Raw genomic sequence first — 14,940 nt, forward strand, 5'->3', positions numbered from 1 at the left:
GGACTCGCGGTGCTGCCTGCGGGGGACTGGTTCCGGACGGTAATCTCACGGAGGTGACCAAGTCTCCCCACGGACGGGACGGACGGCGCAGCCATTTACGGCTCGTCGGCTCCGAGCCCGGCGAGCCAGTCGGGCCGACGGCGGGTGTCGACGTCGACACCACGCCCAGTGTCGCCGTCCTGGAGACCTTGCTGGAAACGCTTGCCATGGATCTGGCCGCGGTGCCCGCCGCGCTGCACCCGGTGATCGCCGAGGCGTCGGTGGCCCGCTCGGCGGCGATGCTCGCCGATCAGTTGTGGCCTGCCGGGCGTCCGGACGAGATCGGCGAGGTGGAGCGGTTCTTCTGGGCCGACGCCGCGCGGGTGCTCGGCGAGCGGCGTGACCTGGAGTCCTTCGTCCTGCTGACCAGCCTGGCGCGGACGGTCGGCCCGGCCGGCCGGCTGCCGCTGCAGCGCGCCCATGTCTCCCGGCTGCGCACGCAGGACGAAGTGCCGGAGTGGGTGACCCGGATCGCCGGCTTCCGGTTGACCAGCGCGATCGTGTCCGAGGACATCACCGGCGACGGCCTCAGCGTCGTGCTGGACTACGACGACGACCAGCACCCGCACACCGTGGTGGTGTTCATCGACAACAACCTCGGCGCGATCGTGAAGGACGTGTTCGTCGGCCCGCCGGTCGACCGGGTCCTGGAGGCGTACCAGCGCGGCGGCCGGGTGACCATCCGGACCGTGCGCCCGCCGACCGCGGCCGGGATCATCCTGCAGGCGCTCGGGGAGACCCGCGACTACGACGATCCGCCGATCAGCGAGGACTTCGAGTTCTTCACCGGCCTGCTGGTGAACCGGCTGACCCAGTTGCCCGAGCGCCCGATCCGCCCGCCGATCCGGCCGTTGCCGACCCCGCGCCAGCGTGACCAGCTGGTCGACGAGTTCCTCGAGTCGCGGTACTCCGTGAATCTGCCGGACGACGCCGCGGACATCGTCCGGCTGTGGATCGACCACGCGGTCGACCACACCGTCGGCGGTCCGCTGCGCGTCAGCGCCGTACTGGTGGAGCTCTTCCTCGCGCACTGGCTGCCGCGCAAGGTTCTTGCCGACAGCACCTATTTCGACGCGGTGCCGTCCGTGGTGAAGGCCTGGCTGGAGTTCTGCGGCGACCGGACGCACCTGCCGCTGGACGCCGTCGACGAGGCGGTCGACGCCGTCGACGTCTGGCAGCCCGCCCTCGAGGCCGCCGCGATGATCGACCCGGTCGGGTCCAAGCCCGGCGAGCGGGTCTTCCTCGATGACACGACGAATGATCTGGAAGACGCTTACCGTGCCCTCGCGGGCCTCGGCTCGCCGCCGCAACCCGATCTCCGCGGCCTGGACAACTCCCAGGCGGCCACGCTCTCGGTTTTGGCCCCGCACGCCTGGCTGATGGCCGGCGAGACCCTCGGGACGGCGTACGCGCCCGACGCGTTCGACATCGCCGAACGCCTGGTCCGCGACGCCCCCGACCTGCTGGCCAAGGCTCGCCTGTCAACCTGGCCGCGGGCGATCGTCTGGCTCCTCGCGCACCGCCACCGCCTGGTCGGCCCGGGCGAGACCCTCACGCCGTACGCGTTGGCCACCGACCTCTCGTCCTCGCCGGCGACCCTCCGCAAGACCGCGAAGATGCTCACCGACACCCTGATCCTGCCCCGCTGATCACGGCACCTGTGCTCCGGCGGTGCGATCGCCGTCGAGGTCGACGGAGTACTTTCCGACCGGTTGGCGGCAGTGTGCCGAGCCGGCCGGGCGCATCATCTGCACCTGACGGTTGCCATCGGCCCCGATCGGGCCGACGAGCTCGCAACCCCGATGGACGTACTTGGTGCCGTTCCACTCGAACACGTCGCGGCTGGTGCTCGGGTTCCGGGTGTTCGCCGGCCAGCCTTCGCGGTACGTGAGGAGTCGCCGTACGCCGGCGAAGTTCGGCTCCTCGTAGCCGTCGATCACCAGACCGGACCCGCCGACGCTGCCGAACGTCTGGACGGGGGTCGTGGACGGGTCGATCACCCACGCGATGCCGCTGTGGTTCGTCACCGCGAAACTGACGAACAGGTGGTTGGTCACGTCGGTGTCCAGACCGGTCAGCCCGTACCCGGGCTGGAACGACTGGATCGGTGAGGTCCACCGCAGGCCGCCGGAGGCGTCGAACACCAGCACCGCGGACCCGGCCGCACTCCCGGACAGGTTCTTGTCGATCAGGTCGACGCCGACGGCCGTCAACGCGCCGGCGCCGTTGGCGATCACGATCGACTTCGTCGTACGGCACTCGTAGCCGTCCTGCCGGCACTCGGCGATCGCCTGCTCGACCCGGTGCTGGAGGCTCGGCTCACGATCGAACAGTCCGGTCAGCCGCGACCACAGGTTGTCACCGAACAGCGCGACCACGATCGCCAGCGCGATCCCGATCCAGGTGAGGACGGTGCCGTCGCGATACCACCGCGAACGCTCGGGTGCTTTGACGGTGCGCTTGGCCACCGGGGGATTGTGCCAGCGTTCCGGAGCGCTCGCATGCCGGGCTGACGTCCGGCGGTGTTGAGCCGAGTCGGACAATGGGGACATGCATGTGCGTGCGCCTGAGTTGCGGGGTCGTGGGTGGTTGAACACCGGTGGGCGGGAGCTGTCGCTGGCGGACTTCCGCGGGCGGTTCCTGTTGCTGGACTTCTGGACCTTCTGCTGCATCAACTGCCTGCACGTCCTCGACGAGCTGCGGCCGCTCGAGGAGAAGTACGGCGACGCGCTGGTGATCGTCGGCGTGCACTCGCCGAAGTTCGCGCACGAGGGCGAGGAGGCCGCGGTCCGCAGCGCCGTCGAGCGGTACGAGGTCGCGCACCCGGTCCTGGACGATCCCGAGCTGGTCACGTGGCAGAACTACACCGCGCGCGCCTGGCCGACACTGGTGCTGGTGGATCCGAACGGGTACATCGTCGCGCAGTACTCCGGTGAAGGGCACCTGCACGCCCTGGACGCCCTGCTGACCGACCTCGTCGCTCAGCACGAGACCGCCGGTACGCTCACCCGCGGCCGCTCGCCGTACGTCGCGCCGCCCGCCGAGCCGACGGATCTCCGGTTCCCCGCGAAGGTCGTTGCGCTGGACAACGGATTCCTCGTGGCGGACGCCGGCAATCACAGCATCGTCGAACTCGGCCCGGACGCGACCACCGTCGTACGCCGGATCGGGACCGGCGAGCGTGGATTCGCCGACGGCGCGGCCGATGTGGCACGGTTCTCGGAGCCGAACGGATTGGTGGTGCTGCCGTCCGGCATCGCCGGCCAGGTCGGGTACGACGTGGTGGTCGCGGACACCGTCAACCACGCGCTGCGGGGGATCTCACTGGCGACCGGTGCGGTTCAGACGCTGGCCGGGACCGGTAAGCAGTGGATGGACGGTGACGGCACCGCCGCGCTCAGCTCGCCCTGGGACGTTGCCTGGTGGCGCGACCAGGTGTGGATCGCGATGGCCGGCGTACATCAGTTGTGGACCTTCGATCCGGTCAGCGGTGAGACGGCTGTCGCCGCGGGTACGACCAATGAAGGCTTGAAGGACGGTCCGCCGGCCGAGGCGTGGTTCGCGCAGACGAGCGGGCTGGCCGCCGATGGCGATCGGTTGTGGCTCGCCGATTCCGAGATCTCCGCGCTGCGGTGGATCGACACCGACGTGCACACCGCGGTGGGAACGGGCCTGTTCGACTTCGGTCTCCGCGACGGGAAGGCCGGCGAGGCGCTGCTCCAGCATCCGCTCGGGGTGACGGTCCTGCCGGACGGCTCGATCGCGATCGCGGACACCTACAACGGCGCCGTACGCCGCTACGACCCGCGCACCGAGATCGTCGAGACGATGGCGACCGGGCTCGCCGAGCCGAGCGGTGCTGTTGTCGTTGGCAACGAACTGCTGGTCGTGGAGTCGGCCGCCCACCGCCTCACCCGGGTGCCGCTGGGCGCGTCCGCGACGGCCGACGAGTTCAGCACCCGCACGCAACGCCCGCCGATGGATCTCGCCGCCGGTGAGGTCACCCTGGAGGTCGTGTTCACGCCGCCGCCGGGCCAGAAACTCGACGACCGCTACGGCCCGTCCACGCGGCTCCTGGTGTCGGCGACGCCGGATTCCCTGCTCCGTGAGGGCGCCGGCGACTCGACCGACCTGGTCCGCCGCCTGGTCATCGACCCGCACGCCGGCTCGGGCGTCCTGCACGTCGCCGTCCAGGCGGCGTCCTGCGACGACTCCGCCGAGGTCGAGTTCCCCGCCTGCCACATGCACCGCCAGGACTGGGGCGTCCCGATCAACATCACCCCCGAAGGCCCCACCCACATCAAACTCGTCCTGTCCGGCGGCAAATAGCCACTCCACCCCACCCAACCCCACCCCAACCGCGCCCCGCCCTGCCCTGCCTGCCTCGCCCCGCCTGCCTCGCCCCGCTCTGCCGGCCTCGCCCCGCCCTTGCCTGCCTCGCCCTGCCTCGCCGCGCTTGTGGTGGTCGCGTGTGGGGTCTGGTGACTCTTAGCGGGGGCTTGGACAGGTTATTGCCTGTGTGCACCCACTGCTTTGTGTGCAAGGTCCGGGGAGGTGGCGCCTGGCGGCGTGGGCGGGTTGGTGGGCGGGTACTTAGAGGCAGTTGGGTTCGCGTCGCCTCGCCCGCTCGTTTCGCCGCGCTTGTGGTGGTCGCGTGTGGGGTCTGGTGACTCTTAGCGGGGGGCTTGGACAGGTTATTGCCTGTGTGCACCCACTGCTTTCTGTGCAAGGCCCCGGGAGATGGTGCCGGCGTCGCCGGCGGTTTGGTGGGCGGGTAGAGGAAGGTAGCTCGGCCCCCGCCCGCCCGCTCGCCTGGCCGCGCCGCGCTCACCCCGACCCGCCGTGCTTGCCCTGCCTCGGTTGTGCTGGTTGGTTGTGGGGGCGGGTGACCCTAAGTGGGGTCCTTTGACAGGTTATTGCCTGTGTGCGGCCACTGTTTCCTGTGCAAGGACCCCGGTGCCGGCGTCGGCGTTGGTGTCGGTGTCGTGGGCGGTTTGGTGGGCGGGTACAGAGAAGTAACTTCGAAGTTGTTGGACGTTACTCGCTGGGAGGCTCGGATGAGCATCGGTGTGGGGATTTTTCTGATGGTGGTCGGCGCCGTGCTGGCGTTCGCCGTCCGCGACAGTTGGGACGCCGTCAACCTGCAGGTCGTCGGCTACATCCTGATGCTCGCGGGCCTGGCCGGCATCCTGCTCTCCTTCTACATCACCAACCGCCGCCGGCGCGTGGACACCGACGCCATCGACCCGGCGATCGAAGAGGAGTACCGGGTGGTCGAGGAGAGCCACCGCGACATCAAGGAGTAGTCACTGGCCGCGGAGCTCGATGTCGCCGGACGTCGTGGTGGCGTCGATCGAGTGTGAGCCGTTGGAGTTGTTGCCGAGGTTGTTCTCGACGTCGCCGTGGTCGGAGTCGGTGGTGACCTTGTAGTCGCCGCCCGGTGCCGCGATCTCGATATCGCCGCTGGTGCCCTTCGCGCGAACGTCGTTGGGCTCGGCGAGGTCCAGTTCCATGTCGCCGGACGTGGTCTCGACGGAGACCGCACCACCCTTCAGCCCTCGGGCCTCGATGTCGCCGGAGTTGGCCTTCACGTCGAGCTTCCCGGTGAGGTCGCTGACCGCCACGTCGCCGGAGGTGACATCGAGCTTCACGTCGCCCTGGACGTCACTGAGTTCGACCTTGCCCGAGCGGGACTTGGCGTCGACGCCCGCGACCCCGGCGATGTCGATGTCACCGCTGCCGTTCTCGCCGGTGACCTTGGTGCCGCGCGGCACGGTCACCTCGAAGTCGGCCGTGCACTGCCACCCGCAGTCGCCGTCGAGCTTGAGTACGCCGTCGTGCACGGAGTACGCGTCGCCGTGCTTCCAGAACCAGTACTTGCGCTGCTCGCGCACCGACGTCGTGTCGTCGTCGGACACCTTGATGCTGATGTCGGAGGCGCCGGTGGCGAGCTGGACCGTGGTGATCTTGTCGTCGATCCGCTGCGTGTCGTCGGCCTTCTTGTCCCCGAACTGCCAGAACGCCAGCCCGGCCGCCGCCACCAGCAGGATCACGCCGAGCTGCTTGTTCTCCGCCATCGTCCGCCTCATCTCGAGCCCACCCACGTTGTCGCAACGACAGTAGGCCGCGCGGCGGGCCGCCAGGATCAGGCAGATCCCCCGACCGGTCCCTGACCGTTCCTCAGGGGTTCACCGACGCAGTTCGCCCCGGGACACCGCCTCGGCGAGATCGTCGCCGGTGGTGCCGAAGAAGGTCCGCGCCCAGAGCGAGTCGTCGTACCAGTAGGGCCCGTCCTTGCCGGGCAGTGACGCCGGGGCGTTGCCGCGCTTCAGGGCTCGCCGGCACTCGGCGCACAGCGGCAGCGTGACCGTCGTGCCGTCCGACTCCACCTGCGTCGCCTTGGCCAGCGCACGACCGTGCAGCGGGTTGAAAGCACACAGATCCGGTACGGCGCTCGCGTTGCGCCCGGCCGCCGTCGCGACCGCGGCGTCGTACTCGCGCCGGGCCTTGTCCAGCAGCACCATCGCGCCGACCAGATCGACGAGGTCGGTCGACGAGTCGAGGACCTTGGACGCGGCGGCGTGGTCGTCCAACGCCGCCTGCTGGTGCCGCAGCCCCGGCCCGTCGGTCGACGGCAGCGCGGCGAGCTCGGAACCGAGCGTCGTGAGCTCCGCGTTGGTGTCGCGCGTGAGCCGGCGGCGCCGTTCGGCGGCCACGGTCGCGGCCACGTGCGGCGGGATGCGGAACGTCTTCGACGACCTCGAACCCCGACGGCGCCCGATGACGAGCCCGAGCAGGATCAGTACGACCAGCCCGCCGGCGATCGACACCGCGACGACCGTCCCTTGCCCGACCTCGTCCCAGCCGGAGCGGTGCGAACGACCGGACCCCGTGGTTGGGCGTTTCGCCGTCTTCGGGATCCCGGGCTGCGCGAGCAACTCGTACATCCGGGCCAGTACCTCGGTCGGCCCCGCGTCGTAGCCCTCGTCGTCGAGCGCGCGCGACCGGGAGGCGGACAGCTTGTCCTCGCCGACCTGCGGCAGGTCCCGTGTCTCGTACCAGGGGAAGCGGCTGCCGCCGTCCACCACGACGTACAGGCCGGGCTGCCGGAGCGCGTCCATGACGAGGGTGAGCACCGTGCTCTCCTCGCCCTGGAACTCGTCGCTCGGCGTCAGCGGCAGGATGATCGTGTACACCGGGTACCCGAGCGCCTTCGCCTTCGCGGACACATCGTCGCGCAGTTTCTGCGGCAGGGCGGTCGCGTACGCCGGGTCGATGTACAGCGGGTCCTTCTTCAACGCGGTCGCGATCGCCCGCGCCCGGTCCGCCGGGGTCGCTGCCTCGGCCGGGGCGGCGACCAGCATCGTCAGGGTCGCCACCAGGCTGATCACAAGAAACCGGGCCTTCACACCTTGCCTCCCCGTCGTCGGGCGGTCACTGCCGCCACCACCAGCACGAGTCCACCGAGGACCGCGCCGCCGAGCATCCCGAGCACGATCCCGCCGAGCCCGTTCCCGATCGCCTTGCCCGCGGTGAACTTCTCCTCGGGGTACGACCGTTCCGGCTCCTCCGGGATCGGCTCCGTCCGGGCCGGTTTCGCCGTGTAGCGGTCGTTGAGCTCCACCTCGTCGAGGTACGCCGCGAGCTGCTTGCTGAGCGTCTCGTCCTTGTCGGCCCAGGTGCTGCTCGGCGCGTACGCCGCGATGTTGTTCGCCTCACCGTGGGACGTGTACTCGTCCATCACGACGTACACCCCGGGCTTCCCGTTCGCGGCGGCCAGCCGGCCGGCGAGCAGCTCGGCGTCGTCCTTCTCCGGGAACCAGTCGCCGGTCGGTACGACGGCGACGTACACCGGCAGCTTCGCGCCCGCGGCGACCCGTTCCATCTCGTTGCTGTCGGCAATCGAGGCGAAGTCCGGGTCGACGTACACGTGGCTGGTCTTCCATGCCGCCACCGCGGCGGTGAGCCGGGGATCCGCCGGTGTCGCGGCCGACGCCGTCCCGGTCAGCAGGAAGGCGGTCGCCGTCAGCAAGAGCAGAAGCCGCTTCATCGGGCGTCCTCCTTCCGGGCCGCGATCCGCTCGGGCAGGTCGTCCGACAGCGCGCCGAAGCCGCTCGCGACCATCGGGTTCTCCTCCGGGTCGAGCGTCCAGTACGGCACCTGCTTGCGGCCGATCAACCCCGACTTGGACCACACCCGCAGCCCGCGCGGCGTTCCCTTGCGACGTACGACGCCCGCACACTGCTGACACGCGGGGACCTCGACGTCGTCCGACCAGTCGACCTCGGCCGTGCCGGGGTTGTGGGTCGGGTCGAAGAAGCACGGCGGCTGCAGGGCCGCGCCGGACGCGACGCGCTCCGCCTGGCGGGCGAGCACGAGCGCCCCGGCCGAGGCGAGCACGTCGTCCGGCTGGTCCGCGCGCAGGGTGCGCGCCGCGTCCAGCCGGCGGTACGCGTCGTCGCGCTGATCCAGTTGCTCGGTCGACTTCTTCCGGCGCTTGTCGAGCCGTGCGAGCGCGCGCTCGGCCTGCTCGATCTTGGCGTCGGCCTTGAGCTGCACGTCCCAGGCCTCGATCGGCGGCTCGTCACCGGACTGTTTCCTGGTGCGCTTGGCCGGCCGTCGCCGGCGCAGCCCGATCAGCAGCACCAGGACGAACCCGAACACCCCGCCGACGCCCATCCCGATGAACACGGCCCGGTCCGACTTGTCGGTCACCGACATCCCCCGCTCCTCGCGCGGCGGGTCCAGGTCAGACTTCGGGATCGGCGGCAGCGCCCGGCCGTCGTACGCCGTCGACGCCTGCTGGATCGTCCGCACGATCGACGGCGCCGGACGTTCGCTGACGATGTCGCGGTCCTGCGGGTCGTCGGACCGGACGCTGTACAGGTCACGCCCGCGCAGCCCAGCCGGCCGGAACAGCTCCGCGCGGTCCGACCAGTAGCTGCCGGACACCACCGCGACGATGTACACCCCCGGCTGCCCGATCCGCGCATGCAGCAACGTCGGCAGGTCGTACCCGTGCTCCTTCAGGTACGGCGACTGCGGGACGAGCGCGACGTACACCGGGAGACCGGCGGTGCGGATCGCCGCGCGGATCCGGTCGGTCTCGGCCTTCGGGATCGTCGCGCGCAACCGCTCGTCCACGGACAGGTGATCGGTCCGCCAGGTCGCGGCGATCCGGTCGGGCAGCTCGGGGGTCTCGGCCGGCGCGGCCTGGGCCGGGAGCGCCGGAAGGAACGCCAGAGCGGCGAGCAGGGCGGTGGAGAGACGGGCGCGCATCGCGGACAGCGTACGACGGGCGGGTTCGGGCACATTCACATGGACGCGACACCTGGTTGGCTGGTTCCAGCTCCGGAATAGACGCGACCCTGGCTCGGACAGGGGAAACCAAGCCAGGGTCACGGTGTTTCAGGGCAGAAACGTTGCCGTACATCCCCGGTCCGCAACAGGGCAGATCGCGGGGCAACCCGGGGCAGATCAATCTGCCCCACGGGGTGGAAACCTCCGGCTCGGGCCGCGCAAGCGCCCGAGCCGGAGGAGCTCAGAACGCGGACTCGGGCAGGTCCATCACGTCGAGATCGGTGAGCTCGGCCTTGACCCGCTCGGCCCGCACCGACGGCATCGTGGACCGCACGAACCACTGCGCCGCGGCCACCTTGCCGGTGTAGAAGTCCTGGTCAGCGGCGCTCAGCTCGCCGCCGAGCTTGTCCAGCGCGACGTCGGCCTGGCGCAGCATCAGCCACGAGCAGACCACGTCACCGAGCACGAACAGCAGCCGCGAGGTGTTCAGGCCGACCTTGTAGACGTTCCGCGGGTCGCCGTTCTCCGCCTGGGGGTTGCTGGCCATCAGGGCCTGCCCCATGATGCCCAGGATCTTCTGGGTGTCCTCGAGCCCCTTCGCGAGCAGCGCGCGCTCCTCCTTCAGCCGGCCGTTGCCCGCCTCGGAGGCGACGAACGCCTGCACCTGCTCGGCCAGGTGACCGAGCGCCTTGCCCTGGTCCTTGATGATCTTGCGGAAGAACAGGTCCTGGCCCTGGATCGCGGTCGTGCCCTCGTAGAGGGTGTCGATCTTCGCGTCCCGCACGTACTGCTCGATCGGATAGTCCTGCAGGAAGCCGGAGCCGCCGAACGTCTGCAGCGACTCGGTGCCGAGCAGCGTCCAGGACTTCTCCGAGCCGTAGCCCTTGACCAGCGGCAGCAGCAGGTCGTTGACCCGCTCGGCGAGGTCGTCGTGCTCCCCGGCGTACCGCGCCTGCTCGGCACGGTCCTGGTACGTCGCGGTGAAGAGCACCAGTGCGCGCAGCGCCTCGGCGTACGCCTTCTGGGTCATCAGCGACCGGCGGACGTCGGGGTGGTGGGTGATCGTGACGCGCGGCGCGTCCTTGGCCGGCTGGGTCAGGTCGGCGCCCTGGACCCGCTCCTTCGCGTACTCGAGCGCGTTCAGGTAGCCGGTGGACAGCGTGGCGATGGCCTTGGTGCCGACCATCATCCGGGCGTACTCGATGACCTGGAACATCTGGGCGATGCCGTCGTGCACCTCGCCGAGCAGCCAGCCCTTCGCCGGACCTCCGTTGTTGCTGTCGCCGAAGGTGATCTCGCAGGTCGTGGAGACCTTGATGCCCATCTTCTTCTCGACGTTCGTGACGAAGGCGCCGTTGCGCTCACCGGTCAGTTCGCCGGTCTCCAGGTCGAAGTGGTGCTTCGGGACCACGAACAGGCTCAGGCCCTTGGTGCCCGGGCCGCCGACGCCGTCGATGCCCTGCGGGCGGGCGAGGACGAGGTGCACGATGTTCTCGGTCATGTCGTGCTCGCCCGAGGTGATGAACCGCTTGACACCCTCGATGTGCCAGCTGCCGTCCTCCTGCAGCGTGGCCTTGGTGCGGCCGGCGCCGACGTCGGAGCCGGCGTCCGGCTCGGTCAGCACCATGGTGGCGCCCCAGCCGCGCTCGATGATGTGGTGCGCGATCAACTTGTCCCGCTCGGTGCCGTTGCGCCACAGCACGTGCGCGAAGTTCGGGCCGGCTGCGTACATGTGCACGGGCGGGTTGGAGCCCAGCACCAGCTCGGCGGCGGCCCAGCGCAGCGACGGCGGGGTCGGCTGGCCACCCAGCTCGGCCGGCAGCTCGAGCTTGAACCACTCGGCGTCCATGTAGGCGTGGTAGCTCTTCTTGAACGCCTCGGGCATCCGGACCTCGTGGGTCTCCGGGTCGAACACCGGCGGGTTGCGGTCGGCCTCCGCGAAGGACTCGGCCAGCTCGTGCTTGGCCAGCCGGTCGACCTCCGCGAGCACCTCACGGGCGGTGTCGACGTCCATCTCGGCGTACGGGCCCTGTCCGAGCACCTCGCCTCGGCCCAGCACCTCGAGCAGGTTGAACTCGATGTCGCGCAGATTCGACTTGTAGTGGCTCACACGGCTCCCCTAAGTATCGTACTCACGAGTAACTTGAGTATATACCCGCCGGTAACGGAGACAAAGAGGGTTACCTGTGACCTGTGACCAGGCTGATATACGAGACGCACTCGATCACGGTGGACAACGAGCGGGAGATCGCCACCGGGTGGTTGCCCGGGGAGCTGTCGGTGACCGGACAGCGGTTGGCGCGGGAGCTGGGTGAGCGACGAGGCGATGTCGACGTCGTGTTCAGCTCGGACCTGCTGCGGGCGGTGGAGACGGTCGAGCTGGCCGGGCTGACGGCGCCGCATCTCCAGGACTGGCGGTTGCGCGAATGCAACTACGGAGAGCTGAACGGGGCGCCGGTGGATGCGCTCAACCCTCGCGTCGAGCGCATCCACATGCCGTTCCCACGCGGCCAGTCGTACGGCGACGTCGTCGAGCTGACCCGTTCGTTCCTCGCCGACGTCAAGACCTGGTACGCCGACGCGACGGTCCTGGTCGTCGCGCACTCCGCCAACAGATGGGCGCTGGAGCACCTGCTGGGGAGTGGGCGACCGATGGAAGAGCTGATCGTTGCGCCCTTCAACTGGCAACCAGGCTGGGAGTACGACCTCTAACCGGTGTAAACGGTCGCGCTGCCGTAGAGCTTTTGCGTGAAGGCGGTCATGTACGACGACGTGTCGGACTCGGTGAGGTTGTAGGTGAGGAAGACGCCGTACCCCTCGCTGACCGTGCGTTGGGCGAGGCTGGCGGCGGTGCTGGAGCTGGTGCCGGTGTAGGACACCGCGGCCGGGGACTGGCGCGCCTTGGCGCTCGGCGCGGACGGGACGCCCCACGTGCCGTAGTACGGGTTCCAGCCGTAGTCGAAGGTGTCGACGATGCTCTGGCCGTTGTACGTCAGCCGGTCCGCGGCCGGGCCGATGTCGTAGAGCGTGATCAGCTTGTCCGGCAGCTTCGCGCGCAGCGCCTGGACCAGGTAGACGAACGAGAAGTCGTTCGGCTGGCCGGTGCCGTTGTTGCCGTACTCCGCGTACTCGTCGTCGAAGTCGATGCCGTCCAGGCCGTACTGGTTGACCGTGTCGGCGAGCTGCTGGGCGAACGCGTCGGCGGCGGCCTGGTTCGGGAAGTTCGCGAAGCCGGCGCCCTGGTGGTTGCCGAGGATCGACAGCAGGACCTTGATGCCCTTCTGCTGCAGCGGGCGGACCTGAGTGGCGACGTTGTCGAGCACGTTCTGCACCTGCGGGTTGCAGAACAGGTACGCGTTCGAGCCGTCGTAGTTGATGTTCGCCGCGAAGATCACCGCGACGTCGATCACCTGTGCGCCGCCTCCTGCCAGCGTGTACTTGCCGGCGCTCAGCATGCTGTGGTCGTTGACCTCGATGTACGCGACCGTGACCGGTCCGGTCTTCCCGGCCCGGGGCTTGCGCTTGCCCGCCGCCGCGGCCGGCAGCGCGGCACCGGTGGCGGCCGCGGCGGTGCCGGCGGCCAGGGCTGACAACAGGGTCCTTCGCTTCATGAGCTCTGAACTCATCCGATCGACTCCTCGTCAAAGATGGGCGGTGTCTATATCGGTTAAGTACTACTCACCCGCCTCACCGATCGGCTCCCGTGGTGGACGAAGATAAACCGGTATAGCGGGACCGATCATCAACCGGCGGAAATCGGGTGTCAAGGGTTCGCCACAGCGGTACCGACGCCGGCGCCGCGCGGACGGTTGCACGCGAGGGCGAGAGATGGAAGAAGATGGACGCTCCGACGGACCGGAGACGGGAGCTGCGGGAGTGACATGCGAGTGATCGGGCTGATGTCCGGGACGTCGTACGACGCGATCGATGCCGCCGCCGCGGATTTGCGGCTGGACGGGGACCAGTTGGTCCTGACGCCGCTCGGGATGCTCAGCCAGCCGTACCCGGACGAGCTGCGGGCGGCCGTCGCGGGCGCGTTGCCGCCGGCGCCGACCACGATGGAGCAGGTCTGCCGGCTGGACACCGGGATCGGGCAGGCCTTCGCCGCGGTCGCCCGGCAGGCGGTCGAGCAGCTGTGCGGTGGGTACGCCGACCTGATCGTGTCGCACGGTCAGACGATGTTCCACTGGGTCGACGGTGACGCCGTCCGCGGGACGCTGCAGCTCGGGCAGCCGGCGTGGATCGCGGAGGCGACCGGCGTACCGGTGGTGTCGGACCTGCGGTCGCGGGACGTGGCGGCGGGTGGTCAGGGCGCGCCGCTGGTGAGCATCATCGACGTGCTGTGGTTGCGCGGGCTTCCCGGCGTACCGGTGGCGCTGAACCTGGGCGGGATCGCGAACATCACCGTCGTCCACGGTGAGCCGGTCGCCTTCGACACCGGGCCGGCGAACGCGCTGATCGACGCGGTGGTGACGGAGCTGACTGGGCGGCCGTTCGACGCCGACGGGGTGATGGCGGCGCGTGGTCAGGTGCACGAGGAGCTGCTCACCCGGCTGCTGGCCGAGCCGTACTACGGACGGCCGGCGCCGAAGTCGACGGGGAAGGAGCTGTTCAACCTCGCGTACGTGGCGCGGGCGATGGAGGGACTTCCGGAGATCCCGGCCGAGGACCTGGTCGCGACCGTGACCACGCTGACGGCCCGGACGGTCGCGGACGCGGTCCGCCGGTACGGCGGCACGGAGGTGGTCGCGTCGGGTGGCGGGATCCAGAACCCGGTGCTGATGCATCTGCTCGCGGACGAGCTGGAGATTCCGGTCCGGACCACGGACGAGCTGGGTGTCCCGTCGGCGGCGAAGGAGGCGTACGCGTTCGCCGTCCTCGGGTTCCTCACCGTCCACGGCCTCGGCGGCACCGTCCCGAGCTGCACCGGCGCCAGACACTCCAGCGTCCTCGGTTCGGTCACCCCCGGTCCCAGCGGGCTGCCCACGATCACCGGCGAAGCCCGCCCTCCCAGACGGCTCTCAGTTCAATGACCGCACACTAGAGCTGTGACGAGGTTGTTCGTGGTGACCGGGGCGCCCGGGGCGGGGAAATCCACGGTTGTGCCGGAGCTGGTCAGGCTCAGCCCGGGGAACCTGGTGGTGATGGACATGGACGAGCTGCTGGACGACGACGGCCGGCTGCTCGGGATCTCGATCGCGAGTCCGACGGCGGCGCCGATCTGGCCGGCGTACAACGCGCTGTGGTTGCGGATCACCGAGCTGATCAGGCGGTCGGGGATCCCCGTGCTGCTGCTGTCGCCGCTGCTGCCGACCGAACTGCCGGAGGGCCGCTGGCTGCACCTGGACTGCCCGGACGCGGTACGGCGTAAGCGCCTGGCCGGGCGTGGTTGGCCCGAGGCGCAGATCGAGGAGGCGCTCGCGGACGCGGCGGAGATCCGCAAGCACGTACCGCGGTCGGTCCGTGGCGACCAGGCGCCCGAGCGGTCCGCGAAGGGCATCCTGGACTGGATCCGCGGCGAACGCTTCGGCAAGACCCTCAGCCTGTGGGGCCGGCTCCGGAGTTGACCTTCGAGTTGGTGCAGGGGTGAGGGTCGGGCCC

Annotated in this window: 13 protein-coding genes; 6 read left to right on the plus strand and 7 right to left on the minus strand. The window is 69.8% G+C overall.

Annotated features, from left to right (window positions below):
- Positions 1-53: 53 nt before the first annotated feature.
- Positions 54-1,688: a hypothetical protein gene (locus tag ACFYRH_RS06750; protein WP_387769240.1), complete on the plus strand. Its 1,635-nt coding sequence runs from the start codon at positions 54-56 to the stop codon at positions 1,686-1,688.
- Here the strand turns inward: ACFYRH_RS06750 and ACFYRH_RS06755 are convergent, their stop codons facing one another.
- Positions 1,689-2,507, minus strand: a complete 819-nt coding sequence (locus ACFYRH_RS06755; protein WP_387769242.1) for a hypothetical protein — start codon at positions 2,505-2,507, stop codon at positions 1,689-1,691.
- Between the two features lie 82 nt (positions 2,508-2,589).
- Here ACFYRH_RS06755 and ACFYRH_RS06760 point away from each other — a divergent pair, with 82 nt between their 5' ends.
- Positions 2,590-4,368 carry an NHL domain-containing thioredoxin family protein gene (locus ACFYRH_RS06760; RefSeq protein ID WP_387769245.1) on the plus strand — a complete coding sequence of 593 codons (1,779 nt, stop codon included), beginning with the start codon at positions 2,590-2,592 and terminating at the stop codon, positions 4,366-4,368.
- Between the two features lie 728 nt (positions 4,369-5,096).
- A complete protein-coding gene (locus ACFYRH_RS06765; RefSeq protein WP_387769248.1) occupies positions 5,097-5,345 on the plus strand; it encodes a DUF6458 family protein in 249 nt (82 codons plus the stop codon).
- On the opposite strand, the gene ACFYRH_RS06770 is transcribed toward ACFYRH_RS06765, so the two are convergent.
- From ACFYRH_RS06770 to ACFYRH_RS06790, 5 genes are all read right to left on the minus strand, one after another.
- Positions 5,346-6,128 carry a DUF4097 domain-containing protein gene (locus tag ACFYRH_RS06770; protein ID WP_387769251.1) on the minus strand — a complete coding sequence of 261 codons (783 nt, stop codon included), beginning with the start codon at positions 6,126-6,128 and terminating at the stop codon, positions 5,346-5,348.
- 99 nt (positions 6,129-6,227) lie between these two features.
- Positions 6,228-7,448, minus strand: a complete 1,221-nt coding sequence (locus ACFYRH_RS06775) for a hypothetical protein (protein WP_387769254.1) — start codon at positions 7,446-7,448, stop codon at positions 6,228-6,230.
- The gene (locus ACFYRH_RS06780) at positions 7,445-8,089 is read right to left on the minus strand and encodes a hypothetical protein (protein ID WP_387769257.1); all 645 of its coding nucleotides are present in this window, start codon (positions 8,087-8,089) and stop codon (positions 7,445-7,447) included. Before ACFYRH_RS06780 ends, ACFYRH_RS06775 begins: the two co-directional genes overlap by 4 nt.
- Complete coding sequence (locus ACFYRH_RS06785) at positions 8,086-9,318, minus strand: hypothetical protein (RefSeq protein WP_387769260.1); 1,233 nt, start codon at positions 9,316-9,318, stop codon at positions 8,086-8,088. The genes ACFYRH_RS06780 and ACFYRH_RS06785 overlap by 4 nt, the downstream gene beginning before the upstream one ends.
- A gap of 262 nt (positions 9,319-9,580) precedes the next feature.
- Positions 9,581-11,449 carry an acyl-CoA dehydrogenase gene (locus tag ACFYRH_RS06790; protein ID WP_387769262.1) on the minus strand — a complete coding sequence of 623 codons (1,869 nt, stop codon included), beginning with the start codon at positions 11,447-11,449 and terminating at the stop codon, positions 9,581-9,583.
- An 83-nt stretch (positions 11,450-11,532) separates the two neighbouring features.
- On the opposite strand from ACFYRH_RS06790, the gene ACFYRH_RS06795 reads away from it, so the two are divergent.
- Positions 11,533-12,051: a histidine phosphatase family protein gene (locus ACFYRH_RS06795; RefSeq protein WP_387769265.1), complete on the plus strand. Its 519-nt coding sequence runs from the start codon at positions 11,533-11,535 to the stop codon at positions 12,049-12,051.
- On the opposite strand, the gene ACFYRH_RS06800 is transcribed toward ACFYRH_RS06795, so the two are convergent.
- Positions 12,048-12,965 (minus strand): endo-beta-N-acetylglucosaminidase H, encoded by a 918-nt coding sequence (locus ACFYRH_RS06800; protein ID WP_387769268.1) that lies wholly within the window; start codon positions 12,963-12,965, stop codon positions 12,048-12,050. The genes ACFYRH_RS06795 and ACFYRH_RS06800 overlap by 4 nt on opposite strands.
- Positions 12,966-13,220: 255 nt before the next feature.
- Here ACFYRH_RS06800 and ACFYRH_RS06805 point away from each other — a divergent pair, with 255 nt between their 5' ends.
- Positions 13,221-14,372 (plus strand): anhydro-N-acetylmuramic acid kinase, encoded by a 1,152-nt coding sequence (locus tag ACFYRH_RS06805; RefSeq protein WP_387769270.1) that lies wholly within the window; start codon positions 13,221-13,223, stop codon positions 14,370-14,372.
- Positions 14,373-14,387: 15 nt separating this feature from the next.
- Positions 14,388-14,906 (plus strand): AAA family ATPase, encoded by a 519-nt coding sequence (locus ACFYRH_RS06810; RefSeq protein WP_387769273.1) that lies wholly within the window; start codon positions 14,388-14,390, stop codon positions 14,904-14,906.
- Positions 14,907-14,940: the final 34 nt, after the last annotated feature.

The sequence above is a fragment of the Kribbella sp. NPDC004875 genome, assembly GCF_042873375.1.
Lineage (GTDB): Bacteria > Actinomycetota > Actinomycetes > Propionibacteriales > Kribbellaceae > Kribbella.